The 12,636-nt window shown below is 45.1% G+C and carries 8 protein-coding genes; 2 read left to right on the top strand and 6 right to left on the bottom strand.

Translation table 11 applies throughout. The features are described 5' to 3' along the window. The first annotated feature begins 134 nt into the window (after nt 1-134). Nucleotides 135-1,097, top strand: a complete 963-nt coding sequence (locus G596_RS0104215) for a GTP-binding protein (RefSeq protein ID WP_022760592.1) — start codon at nt 135-137, stop codon at nt 1,095-1,097. 85 nt (nt 1,098-1,182) lie between these two features. On the opposite strand, the gene G596_RS0104210 is transcribed toward G596_RS0104215, so the two are convergent. From G596_RS0104210 to G596_RS0104185, 6 genes are all read right to left on the bottom strand, one after another. Continuing rightward, nucleotides 1,183-2,139, bottom strand: coding sequence for an alpha/beta hydrolase (locus tag G596_RS0104210; RefSeq protein ID WP_022760591.1), 957 nt, complete (start codon nt 2,137-2,139; stop codon nt 1,183-1,185). Between the two features lie 108 nt (nt 2,140-2,247). Then, the gene (gene carB, locus G596_RS0104205) at nt 2,248-5,532 is read right to left on the bottom strand and encodes a carbamoyl-phosphate synthase large subunit (RefSeq protein WP_022760590.1); all 3,285 of its coding nucleotides are present in this window, start codon (nt 5,530-5,532) and stop codon (nt 2,248-2,250) included. Nucleotides 5,533-5,602: 70 nt separating this feature from the next. Beyond that, nucleotides 5,603-6,805: a carbamoyl phosphate synthase small subunit gene (locus G596_RS0104200; RefSeq protein ID WP_022760589.1), complete on the bottom strand. Its 1,203-nt coding sequence runs from the start codon at nt 6,803-6,805 to the stop codon at nt 5,603-5,605. A 20-nt stretch (nt 6,806-6,825) separates the two neighbouring features. Beyond that, a complete protein-coding gene (locus tag G596_RS0104195; protein ID WP_022760588.1) occupies nt 6,826-10,701 on the bottom strand; it encodes a phosphoribosylformylglycinamidine synthase in 3,876 nt (1,291 codons plus the stop codon). Nucleotides 10,702-10,831: 130 nt separating this feature from the next. Next, nucleotides 10,832-11,422 carry a TetR/AcrR family transcriptional regulator gene (locus G596_RS0104190; protein WP_022760587.1) on the bottom strand — a complete coding sequence of 197 codons (591 nt, stop codon included), beginning with the start codon at nt 11,420-11,422 and terminating at the stop codon, nt 10,832-10,834. A 40-nt stretch (nt 11,423-11,462) separates the two neighbouring features. Continuing rightward, nucleotides 11,463-11,930 (bottom strand): hypothetical protein, encoded by a 468-nt coding sequence (locus tag G596_RS0104185; RefSeq protein ID WP_022760586.1) that lies wholly within the window; start codon nt 11,928-11,930, stop codon nt 11,463-11,465. 157 nt (nt 11,931-12,087) lie between these two features. Between G596_RS0104185 and G596_RS0104180 the strand changes: the two genes are divergently transcribed. Next, complete coding sequence (locus G596_RS0104180) at nt 12,088-12,630, top strand: VanZ family protein (protein ID WP_022760585.1); 543 nt, start codon at nt 12,088-12,090, stop codon at nt 12,628-12,630. Nucleotides 12,631-12,636 lie beyond the last annotated feature (6 nt).

Raw genomic sequence — 12,636 nt, 5'->3', positions numbered from 1 at the left:
TTCTAGGAAAAAATCCCGCACACATCTACCCCCAAATGGAGGTAATTATTTCTTAGTAGAGATTTTTTATCATCGCAAAATATCTTTTTATACTATAATTGATTGTTAGAAAAGATATGATCAGAGGATGAAATATGGTAAAAATAGACTTGATAACCGGTTTTCTTGGTTCCGGTAAAACTACCTTCATTAGGGAATATGCTAAATATCTGGTATCACAGGGTGAGCGCATATGTATCATTGAAAATGATTACGGCGCTGTAAATATAGACATGGTACTACTTCAGGATCTTTTTGGTGAAAACTGTAATCTTGAGATGATTGTCGGAGGCGACGGTCAGGAAGCTCATAGACGGAGATTTCGCACAAAACTGATATCCATGGGGATGAGCGGGTATACTAGAGTTATCATCGAACCCTCGGGAATTTACGACGTGGATGAATTCTTTGATGTACTCTATGATGAACCACTTGATCGCTGGTATGAGATAGGAAATGTAATATCTATAGTAGATGCTTCATCTGTGAGTTCACTTGAAGGAATGTCACGATATCTCTTCATGTCTGAAATTGCTCATGCAGGAAAAATAGTTGTAAGTAAGATTTCGGATGGTATGGATGTTCCCGAAGTTATTTCAAACGTTAATTCAATCATGTTCGAATTCGGACTTGGAAAAGAAAACTCCTGGTTTGATCCCTCCAAGGATTTTATTACAAAGCATTATGATGAGTTTACAGAGACTGACTTTAAATCTCTTGCAGGTTGTGGCTACAGACATGCCTCTTATGTAAAGCTTCCCCTTGAAGATAAGCAGTTCACTCCGCTCTTTTATTTTGATGTTGAAATATCCGAGGATAATCTGAGGAAAATCGCAGAATCACTTTTCAAAGATACTAATGCCGGAAAAGTTATCAGAATTAAAGGCTTTGTAAAGACCGGTGACAACTCGCAGATTGAATTTAATGCTACTGAAAACGAGATGAAGATTGCACCTGTTGTTTCAAGCAGGAATGTACTGATAATCATCGGTGAAGCGTTAAATAAGGAATACATAAATTCGATTCTTAAGGATTACTGTAAAGTAGTATCGCTATAAAGCTATATCGTAAGGCGAATCAGCCAAAAAAGGAATGTACTGTCTTCAGCACATTCCTTTTTATATTTTGCTTATCAGATAATTATTATAATCCAAGAGGATCAAGGAAATCTCTTACTGCGTTCATATAACCTTCCTTGTCATCGAGGACACCCTCAATGTGGGCACTGTCTGCATGATAAATGGTTTTTACAGAGCTTCCGACATTTTCATAAACCTCTTCAACCATATCGGGGAGGCAGACCTCATCCTTATCGGATACGATTATCATGGTCGGCAGCTGGTCCTTTGCCACTTCATTCACAGTATCTCCGTCATCGAAATCAACGTGGTTTACAACCTTCATATATCCCTTAGTTACCGCGATAAGATAGTTAGTCATGGGTGAATACATTCCCTCGAGGCCGTCTCCGAACATAAGTCGCAACATGGATTCCATGCCGGGAACAGGGCTGTCACAGATAACCGCATCAGCTGCCTCTGGAGTTCCGGGTGTTACATTTGATGCATAGAGAGCGGTGGTCTGACCACCCATAGACTGTCCATGAACAATAACCTTCTCTTTTCCAAGAGTTTCTCTTGCATATTTTACAAGTGCTCTCACATCGAGCTGTTCATGAATTCCGAAAGTAACCTTTTCATCGGGATTAGCTCCATGTCCTCTCTGATCATAGGCAATTACGTCATAGCCACTCTCCAGATAAGGTTCAGCCAAGGGTGCATCGAATGTTCTGTCTCCGCCTGCTCCGTGAACAAGAACTACCAGCTTATCACTTCCGTTATCATAATAAGTTCCGGGAACTTCATTCCCATCCTCTGCTATAGCACTGATATCCACGCCTGTATACTTACTCCTGAAGCCCTCCAGGTCGTAGCCCCACTTTTCAAGCTGCTTCAAGCTATTGCCTACAGTATCATTATCTTTGTTCTGATGTAAAATACGGTCTGCAATATAACCGCCCATTGCTACTGATCCGCCAACACAGAGTATCACGATAACAATCAGTATAATACTTAAGATTTTTGTGATTCTTTTTTTCATTTCCCCAAATTCTCCTTTTTTACACAGTGCTAATATCTTACCATAAAAAGGATGAAAATGGCAGAAAAAAATTGGAGGCCTTTTACAGCCTCCAATCTTACAAATTCATTAGATTTTTGCGATGTCCACAAGCTCAAGAGTATCCTCTTTGTAGGTATCCTCAAGGCTTGTAACAAGCGCTTTCGCTGTATCGAGTGCGGTGATTACGTTAACGCCTGTCTCGATAGCTGTACGGCGAATCAGGAAACCGTCTCTGCTCTTGTCTCGTCCCTGAGTGGGTGTGTCGATAACAAGGTCTATTCTGTGACCGAGAATAAGGTCGATGACCGTAGGTGATTCCTGGCTGATACGGTTAACCTTCCTTGCCTTTACGCCGTTCTCGTTAAGCGTGTCAGCAGTTGAGCGTGTTGCATAGATGATATAGCCAAGTTTTTCAAAGCGTCTTGCTATGTCGATAACCTCGCCCTTATCCGAATCCTTAACGGTAATTATCATCTGCTTATGCTTAGGAAGTTTTATTCCTGCTCCGATGAAGGCCTTGTAAAGAGCCTCACTGTATGACTTGCTTATACCAAGGCACTCACCTGTACTCTTCATCTCAGGTCCTAGGCTAATCTCAGCTCCTCTGATCTTCTCGAAGGAGAATACCGGCATCTTGATAGCGATATGCTCTGCCTCGGGCTGAAGTCCAGGTGTATAACCAAGCTCTGTGAGCTTTTTGCCCATCATTACCTGAGCTGCAAGATCAACAATCGGAATGCCCGTAACCTTACTGATGTAAGGAACGGTTCTTGAGGATCTGGGGTTCGCCTCGATGATGTAAACCTCATCTCCCACTGCGATGAACTGTACGTTTATGAGTCCGATTACATGGAGCGCTTTTGCAAGTCTCTCTGTGTAATCGGCGATGGTCTGCTTTACCTTGTCGGAAAGTGACTGTGCGGGATAAACCGAAATGGAGTCTCCGGAATGGATACCTGATCTCTCGATATGTTCCATAATTCCGGGGATAACAATATTCTCTCCGTCGCACACTGCGTCTACCTCAGTCTCAACGCCCTGCAGATACTTATCTACAAGTATCGGATGATCCTGAGCGATTCTGTTGATTATGTTAATAAACTCTTCGATTTCTTTATCAGAGAGCGCAATCTGCATTCCCTGTCCGCCAAGTACGTAGGAAGGGCGAACAAGTACGGGATAGCCAAGTCTGTTTGCTACCTCCTTAGCCTCCTCTGCTGTATAAACTGTCGCACCTTCAGCGCGCTTAATTCCGGTCTCCTCAAGGATTCTGTCAAAGATTTCTCTGTCCTCTGCTGCATCAACATCCTCAGCCTTGGTTCCGTAAATCTTGACACCCATTTTCATAAGATCCTGTGTGAGCTTGATTGCGGTCTGTCCACCGAACTGTACTACCGCTCCGTCGGGCTTTTCAAGTCTTACTATGTTCTCAACATCCTCGGGAGTGAGGGGCTCGAAGTAGAGCTTATCCGCTATATCAAAATCGGTTGAAACCGTCTCAGGGTTATTGTTGATGATAATGGTCTCATAACCTGCCTTTTCGAAAGCCCAGGTTGCATGAACAGAGCAATAGTCGAACTCGATACCCTGACCGATTCTGATGGGGCCTGAACCGAGAACAAGGATCTTCTTTTTGCCGCTTCCTTCGCCCTCTGCCTCGTTTTCCTCATCTGCATCGCCGTAAACCGAGTAGTAATAAGGTGTCTCAGCTGCAAACTCCGCAGCACAGGTATCAACGAGCTTGTAGGCTGCCTTGATTCCATAGAAGTCCCTCAGAGCCTTAATTGTTTCAACTGAAAATCTTGTAAGTCTGCTTATTACCTTATCAGGATACTCAAGTTTCTTAGCCTTAAGAAGTGTATCCGCGCTTATGATTTTCTTAGCCTCCTCAAATTCGGGGACGTTCTCCTCGGAGGGCTTATGACGTGCTATTGTGCTCTTTTCACCAAGCCTCAGGAGCTTAAGCTCCATCTTGACAAGCTTGTGTATCTTATCAATGAACCAGAGATCAATCATAGTTATCTTATGAATCTCTTCATGGCTCATTCCGCGGCGAAGCGCCTCTGCGATAACCCAGATTCTCTGGTCATCCACGATGGTGAGTCTGTCCTTTAATTCGTCATCGTCAAGCTCTGAAAAGTCATAGCTTGTAAGGCAGTCCACGTGCTGCTCAAGTGAGCGGATAGCCTTCATCATCGCACCCTCAAAGTTGGTGCAGATACTCATAACCTCACCGGTCGCCTTCATCTGGGTTGTGAGTGTACGTTTTGCCGTAATAAACTTATCGAAAGGAAGCCTAGGAAATTTAACTACGCAGTAGTCGAGTGTAGGCTCGAAGCTGGCGTAGGTCTTTCCAGTAATAGCGTTCTTAATTTCATCAAGTGTATAACCGAGGGCAATCTTAGCAGCAACCTTGGCAATCGGATAACCTGTTGCCTTGGAAGCCAGAGCCGATGAACGGCTTACACGGGGATTAACCTCGATTACACAGTACTCAAAGCTTGTGGGATGAAGCGCAAACTGTACGTTACATCCACCTGTAATCTGCAGCTCATCAATGATATTGAGTGCCGCGCTTCTAAGCATCTGGTACTCTTTATCTGTAAGTGTCTGTGAAGGCGCAACAACGATACTGTCACCTGTGTGAACACCTACGGGATCGATGTTTTCCATGTTGCAGACGGTGATGCAGTTACCTGCGCCGTCACGCATAACCTCGTACTCAATCTCTTTCCAGCCTGCAATACAGCGCTCAACAAGAACCTCGTTAGCTCTTGAAAGTCTGAGCCCGTTTTCAAGAATCTCCTCACACTCTATTCTGTTATGTGCGATTCCGCCGCCGGATCCGCCAAGCGTGAAAGCAGGTCTGAGAACCACCGGATATCCGATTTTCTCAGCAAAAGCCACACCGTCATCGACGTTATGCACAACCAGTGATGCTGCGCAGGGCTCGCCGATTTTTTCCATGGTATCCTTGAACTCCTGACGGTCCTCAGCTTTTTTGATAGTCTCAGCTGTTGTTCCGAGAAGCTTTACACCGTGCTTTTCAAGAAATCCTGACTCTGCAAGTTCCATTCCAAGGTTAAGTCCTGCCTGCCCTCCAAGGGTAGGAAGAACACTGTCGGGCTTTTCCTTTTCAATAATCTGCTCGAGAACCTTGACTGTGAGAGGCTCAATGTAAACCTCGTCCGCTATGTCTTTATCTGTCATGATGGTTGCAGGATTGGAGTTTACAAGGACAACCTCGATGCCCTCCTCCTTAAGGGAGCGGCAGGCCTGAGTTCCTGCGTAGTCGAACTCCGCCGCCTGACCGATTACAATCGGTCCCGAACCTATAACCAAAACTTTTTTCACATCTAAATTTTTTGGCATTTTATATCCTTTCTCTAGTTCAACACCTCATCCGGCGCTTCGCGCCACCTTCCCCTCAAGGGGAAGGCCTTTATTTATTCTTCATCATGTTAATGAACCTATCGAATAAGTATCCGCTGTCCTGGGGACCACAACAGGCCTCAGGGTGGAACTGGACTGTGAAGATGTTCTTTCCTACATACTTAAGTCCTTCATTTGTTCCGTCGTTTACATTCACAAAAGCAGGTACCGCAACATTGCTGTCGAGTTTGTCGGTATCTACAACGTAGCCGTGGTTCTGGGATGATATATAAACTCTTCCGGTCTCCAGGTCCTTGACGGGGTGGTTACCACCTCTGTGACCGTACTTCATCTTATAGGTATCTGCTCCTGTTGCAAGTGCCATGAGCTGGTGTCCAAGGCAGATTGCAAAAATCGGAACATCCGATGCATAAAGCTTTTTAATTTCCTCGATAACGCCTGTGCATTCCTTCGGATCGCCGGGGCCATTGCTAAGCATAATGCCATCCGGTTTTCCCTCAAGAATCTTCTCTGCAGATGTATCCTGAGGATAAACTGTTACGTCGCATCCTCGTGCAGCAAGAGAAGCTGCTATGTTATCCTTTGCGCCTACATCCAAAAGCGCAACCTTTAGTCCTTTGCCGTTAAGCTCCTTAACAAGGCTGGGGCGCTTTTCTCTCTTTGAAAGATCTCCCTTTAAGGATGCCTCGTAGTCTTCCTTCTTAAATACCGCACTTCCGGAAAGCGGTCCATTGTCAGAGAGTTCCTTACTTCCTGCAATATTCTTTACTTCTTTGCAGGAAACCTTCTCAACAACTTTTCCTGTAGTATATGCCTTGAGCCTCGGAATGATCTCATCAAGGTTGTAATTCTCGTTGGTGGTTATCATTCCGTTCATTGTGCCCTTTTCACGAAGGATGCGAACAAGCTTACGCGTATCTATTCTCTCTATTCCCGGAATGTCGTATTCTTCAAGGAATTCCTGGATTGTCATGTCGCATCGGAAATTGGATGCCACGTCAGAGAGTTCTCTGACTATAACTCCGTCCAGCCAGATGCGCTCGGATTCCATATCGTCCTTGCAAACGCCGTAGTTCCCGATAAGCGGATAGGTCATGCAGACCGCCTGTCCCGCATAGGACGGATCAGTAAAGACCTCTGTATAGCCCGCCATGGAAGTATTAAATACGATTTCGCTTATTACTTCCTTTACCGCGCCTATGGCATGGCCCTTGAAAACTGTGCCATCCTCTAAGATCAAAAATGCTTTCATTCGCTCCTCCTGTATATCTATTATCCGAAGTACTTCACGCCACTCTCAAATATCTTCATATCCTGCTCGCCGAATATGTTAACAGCTACGCCGTCTCCTCTTCTCTCTGAGTGGCACATCTTTCCAAGGCATCTGCCATCGGGTGATGTGATACCCTCAACTGCCATGTAGGAACCGTTGATGTTCCAGAGATTGTCGAGATGTACCTGTCCCTCAGGATCGCAGTACTGTGTTACAACCTGACCGTTCTCGAAGAGCTTCTTAAGGGCATCTACGGGTGCTACAAATCTTCCTTCACCGTGGGATGCGGGATTTACATAAACTCCGCCGAGTTCAGCGCCCTGCATCCAGGGAGACTTGTTGCTGACAACCTTAAGGTACGCCATTGTTGAGATGTGGCGTCCGATTGTGTTGAAGGTCAGTGTCGGGCTCTCAGGATTCTGACCTGTGATCTGTCCGTTGGGAACAAGACCAAGCTTGATCATAGCCTGGAATCCGTTACAGATACCAAGTGCAAGACCGTCTCTCTTCTGAAGGAGGTCGTTAACTGCTTCTTTGATGCTCTCATTCTGGAAGGCAGTTGCAAAGAACTTGGCACTTCCGTCCGGCTCATCACCTGCTGAGAATCCGCCGGGGAACATGATGATCTGTGCCTGTTCGATTGCCTTCTTAAATTCAGCAACAGACTCTACGATATCCTCCGCATTTCTGTTTCTGAAGATTTTTACTATGGTGTCAGCACCTGCTCTCTCGAAGGCCTGAGCAGAGTCGTACTCACAGTTACTTCCGGGGAATACCGGGATGAAAACTGTGGGCTTTGCTGTCTTATTTTTGCAAACATATATATCAGAAGTCTTATATTCTTTTGTAAGCGCGCCATCATCGAAGATGCTCTTCTTATCTGCGCTTTCGGTATCCTCCTCGGAAATGGGTGCTACTGAAGGGAATACCTTTTCAAGCTTATTTTTCCAGTTTTCAAGAGCCTCTTCTTCAGAAATCTCAACGTTTCCGATAGTGAACTTCTTGTCATCGGTAACCACACCGATTTCTCTTGCTTCTCTGAGTGCGAGTACTTCTCCGGCCTTGTCTGCGGGAACTTCCACCAGGATGTTTCCGATTCTGTTTGTGAAAAGGTCCTCATTTTTCACACAGCCCGCAATCTTCACACCGAATCCGTTACCAAATGCCATGCGGCTTATAGCTGCTGCTACGCCGTAGGAATCAATTGCATAAGCTGCGGAAACATAGCCCTTCTGCATAAGGTCGTGTATCTCATCGTATCTGGCCATAACCTTTTCATAATCAGGAAGGCCGTACTCATCCCTGTCTATCGGAAGCTCGATGAGCATATCTCCGGCTTTCTTAAGCTCGGGAGTAATGACATCACTCTGCTTTGCAACGTCCACTGCGAAAGATACAAGAGTCGGAGGAACGTTGATCTCACCGGATGCTCTCTTTTCATCGCCCTCATAGAAGAAGGATCCTGACATTGAATCCTTACCGCCGATTGATGCGATACCGAATCTGAGCTGTGCCTCAAAGGATCCGAGAAGGGCTGTGAGCGGCTGACTCCATCTGGTCTTGTCAGCTGTCATTCTCTGGAAGTACTCCTGGAAGGTGAGATGAAGCTTTTTATAATCACCGCCTGTTGCTACGATTCTGGCAACAGACTCTGTTACTGCATAAGCTGCACCGTGGTACGGACTCCATGAAGAGAGGTAAGGATCGAAGCCGTAAGCCATCATTGTTACGGTATCCGTTTTCCCTCCGAGAACAGGGAGCTTAGCTACCATGGACTGAGTCTCTGTCAGCTGGTATTTTCCTCCGTAAGGCATGGTCACTGTGCCTGCACCGATTGAAGAGTCGAACATCTCAACGAGTCCCTTCTGTGAGCAGACATTGAGGTCTTCCATTTCTGAAAGCCATGCTGTTTTTACGTCGTTATTCTTAAGTGCTTCGCCTGCAGCTTTGCACGCATACTTATCAAAATAGTTATCTTCTGCTGCAGGAATCTGAACCTCAACCTCAGTCTCCTGATGAGCGCCGTTGGTATCAAGGAATGAACGCTTGATGTCTACGATTTTCTTGCCTCTCCACTTAAGGACAAGTCTGGGCTCCTCAGTAACAACCGCAACCTTAACTGCCTCGAGGTTCTCCTCTGCTGCGTACTCAAGGAACTTATCTACCTGAGAAGGATCAACAACTACTGCCATTCTCTCTTGTGACTCGGAGATTGCAAGCTCTGTGCCGTCAAGGCCTGCGTACTTCTTCGGAACCTTATCGAGATCTACGTCAAGACCGTCTGCAAGCTCACCGATTGCTACGGATACACCGCCGGCACCAAAGTCGTTACATTTTTTAATAAGCTCTGAAACCTCGGGCCTTCTGAAAAGTCTCTGTAATTTACGCTCTGTAGGTGCGTTACCCTTCTGAACCTCAGCGCCGCAGGTAAGGATTGAATCAGCTGTGTGAGCTTTGGATGAACCTGTAGCTCCGCCACAGCCGTCGCGTCCTGTTCTACCGCCAAGAAGCACGATGATGTCTCCGGGATCGGATGACTCACGGATAACGTGCTCCTGGGGAGCAGCGCCCATAACAGCACCGATTTCCATTCTCTTTGCAGCGTAGTCGGGATGGTAAACTTCCTTTACATATCCTGTTGCAAGTCCAATCTGGTTACCATAACTTGAATAACCTGAAGCAGCACCGCGAACAAGCTTTTTCTGTGAAAGCTTACCTTTAAGTGTGTCAGCAACCGGAACCGTAGGATCAGCCGCACCGGTTACACGCATTGCCTGATATACATAACCTCTTCCTGAGAGCGGATCTCTGATAGCGCCGCCAAGACATGTGGCAGCACCACCGAAGGGCTCAATCTCTGTAGGATGGTTGTGAGTCTCATTTTTGAAAAATACGAGCCAGTTTTCTTTTACAGGGCCGTTACCGTAGTCAACATCTACAGGAACAACAACTGTACATGCGTTATTCTCTTCAGACTCTTCCATGTCTGTGAGCTTTCCGTCTTTCTTAAGTTTCTTCATTCCCATAAGGGCGATGTCCATAAGGGAGATGAATTTCTCCTCGCGCTTCTTAGGATCAGCGTAAACGTCCTCTCTCGCGCTAAGATATTTATCATATGAAGCTTTGATAGGCGCAGCATAGAAGCCATCACCAAAGCTTACGTTTTTGAGCTCTGTGCCGAAGGTTGTATGACGGCAATGATCTGACCAGTATGTATCAAGAACGCGGATCTCTGTCATTGAGGGATCGCGCTTCTCATCATCGTGGAAGTACTGCTGAATCCACTTGAAATCATTGAAGGTCATAGCAAGACCGAAGGATTCGTAGAGCTTTTTAAGATCATCCTCTGCCATATCCTTAAATCCGTCCAGAATCTTAACATCCTCAGGCTCTTCGAAGTTATCTACAAGAGTCTCGGGCTTTCCTTCATCAGCAATTCTTGAATCAACGGGGTTCATTACGTACTCTTCTATTTTAGAAAGTTCCTCATCAGTAATGTCTCCCATCAGCATGTATGTTACAGCTGTGCGGATAACCGGCTCCTCGTCGCCCTTAATAAAACGTACACACTGAACTGCTGAGTCAGCCCTCTGATCGAACTGTCCGGGAAGCGCCTCAACGCTGAACACTTTTGCCCCTTCCGGGATCTCGATCTTTTCATGATAAAGGATATCAACCGGGGGCTCTGAAAAAACTGTAGTGCAGGCTTTTTCAAATACCTCATCCGAAATGTTCTCCACATCGTAACGGATGAACTCCCTTACCTTGGATACACTCTTGATACCGAGATAGCTCTTGATCTCCTTACGAAGCTCCTTGGCTTTTCCGGCATAGGGTGCTTTCTTTTCCACATAGACTCTTCTGACTTGGCTCATAAATCTCCTCCTGATAGTTTATAAATGTCATCCCCTCATCCGTCAGCTTCGCTGACACCTTCCCCCCAGGGGGAAGGCCCGAACAAGAAGACTATTTTTATATCAAAAAATCAGTGTCGAAAAACACTGATTAATTATCTGCGGGCACTAAGCCCTCCAATATATATAACAATTCGCGGTCAACCGCGGACTCGCTAACACCAATAGTTTTAGCGGATACTTTAAGACCCTCAACCACATACATAAGGTTGCGGGCACATCCATACGGATCAGCACAGAAAAACTCGCCTGAACGTATTCCGTTTTCAATTAAAGCCTGAACAATCTGAACTCCGGTATCGAACTGTTTACGAAGCGGATTGTCAGAGGCGGGAATATCCCTGTTTGCAAAATATTCATAAGTGGCAATAACAAGGCTGTTCTTCTTTCGAAGAATTTCCTTTTTCTGCTCTTTCAAGAAAAGAGCCAGCATATCGCCGGCAGTAGCGTCATTATTCAACGCTTTTGAAATAGCTTCCTCATCCTCATCCGCTGTCTCTTCAGACAATACGGCAAGGAAGATTTCTTCAGTGGACGAGAAATAGAGATAAAGCCCTCCACGACTGATGTCACAAGCTTCTACGACATCCTTCATGGTGACATTTTTAAATCCCTTTTCCGCGAATACTTCGCGGGCTTTTTCCAGAATGTATTTTCTTTTCTGAGCAGATTTCTCACCCATTAGTAAAACTCCTGAAATCAAAAGTTAGTTCATAATCTTCTTAATACGACATTGTACCCCAGAAGTGTATGAGATCATCCATCTTGTAAACAACAGCATAGAGGACTCCGGTATAAACACCCTCGGCCCACACGGTTCCCTTGGTCTGACCCTCAAGAATGTATCTTGAGAGAATTCCTGCAAGGTCATCCATGTCTGTGATCTCAGCATCTTCTATAAATAGAAGTTCATCCTTATAAGTATTGAGATGATTTCTTGTATAGACATATGTATAGTTGCGATTCATCATCTTCGTCTGCTGTGCCTGTTTTACAAAGCTCAGAAGATTTGAATCATAGACAGGAAACGGCATTGATTTGGATAATTCGCTGTTGGAGTAACTCTCTGCAACCTGCTGCTTGGTATGCTCCTTAAGCCATGTTATGTAAGGTGCAAGGCTCGCAACATCATCCTTATATCTTGAAATGATATCTTCTACGCTGTTCTCGCCGTCTTTTCCTTCAAACATATCTCTGCCCCCTCGGATTCAATATATTAAGAAAATTTATCTCAATGAATTATAACATAAGAAAGAAAAAAATATATATGGAAATTTGTTCAAAGAATAGTTTTGCTGTATACTTGTTCCTAACCAATTTTCACAGATAGAAAAAGGAATATAAAATATGAAATATTTTCTTCTATATATAAAGCAGACGCTGCGCTTTGTTTTAAAGCCCCTGTCGTTTCTGCCTGCAATTGTAATGATGTGCCTGATTTTTAATTTTTCTGACCAAAATGCCGATGCAAGCTCAGCTCTTAGCTACAAAGTTGGGGTTGAGGTTTTGAACGTAACCAATGATGTTCTAGATAAGGGATGGACTGATGCCCATATTTCAGAGCTAAGTACCACATATCAGTATTATATAAGGAAGCTTGCTCATTTTTCGGAATATATGCTTCTTGCTATTACGGTTGCTTTTCCGCTCTATGTCTATGGGCTTAGGGGATTTCCACTTGTTATTATTGCCGGTGCAATATGCGTAGGCTACGCCTGCCTCGATGAATACCACCAGTCATTCATCGCCGGCCGCTCCCCTCAGAAGAAGGACATCATTATCGACAGTTGCGGCGTGCTTGCCGGAGTCATAATTACAAGAATTGTCGGCTGGACAGGGCGTATGACCATTTTCAGGCCACTGTCGAACCACAAGGAAGTCAGGGAGTAAAAACAA

Origin of the sequence: Butyrivibrio sp. AD3002 (assembly GCF_000420905.1) — a bacterium.
Lineage (GTDB): Bacteria > Bacillota > Clostridia > Lachnospirales > Lachnospiraceae > Butyrivibrio.
This window is presented reverse-complemented; position numbering and strand designations above follow the sequence as displayed.

Coding starts and splice junctions, on each gene's coding strand:
- G596_RS0104215 (WP_022760592.1), top strand. CDS start 135: ATGGTAAAAATAGACTTGATAACCGGTTTTCTTGGTTCCGGTAAAACT.
- G596_RS0104210 (WP_022760591.1), bottom strand. CDS start 2,139: ATGAAAAAAAGAATCACAAAAATCTTAAGTATTATACTGATTGTTATC.
- carB (WP_022760590.1), bottom strand. CDS start 5,532: ATGCCAAAAAATTTAGATGTGAAAAAAGTTTTGGTTATAGGTTCGGGA.
- G596_RS0104200 (WP_022760589.1), bottom strand. CDS start 6,805: ATGAAAGCATTTTTGATCTTAGAGGATGGCACAGTTTTCAAGGGCCAT.
- G596_RS0104195 (WP_022760588.1), bottom strand. CDS start 10,701: ATGAGCCAAGTCAGAAGAGTCTATGTGGAAAAGAAAGCACCCTATGCC.
- G596_RS0104190 (WP_022760587.1), bottom strand. CDS start 11,422: ATGGGTGAGAAATCTGCTCAGAAAAGAAAATACATTCTGGAAAAAGCC.
- G596_RS0104185 (WP_022760586.1), bottom strand. CDS start 11,930: ATGTTTGAAGGAAAAGACGGCGAGAACAGCGTAGAAGATATCATTTCA.
- G596_RS0104180 (WP_022760585.1), top strand. CDS start 12,088: ATGAAATATTTTCTTCTATATATAAAGCAGACGCTGCGCTTTGTTTTA.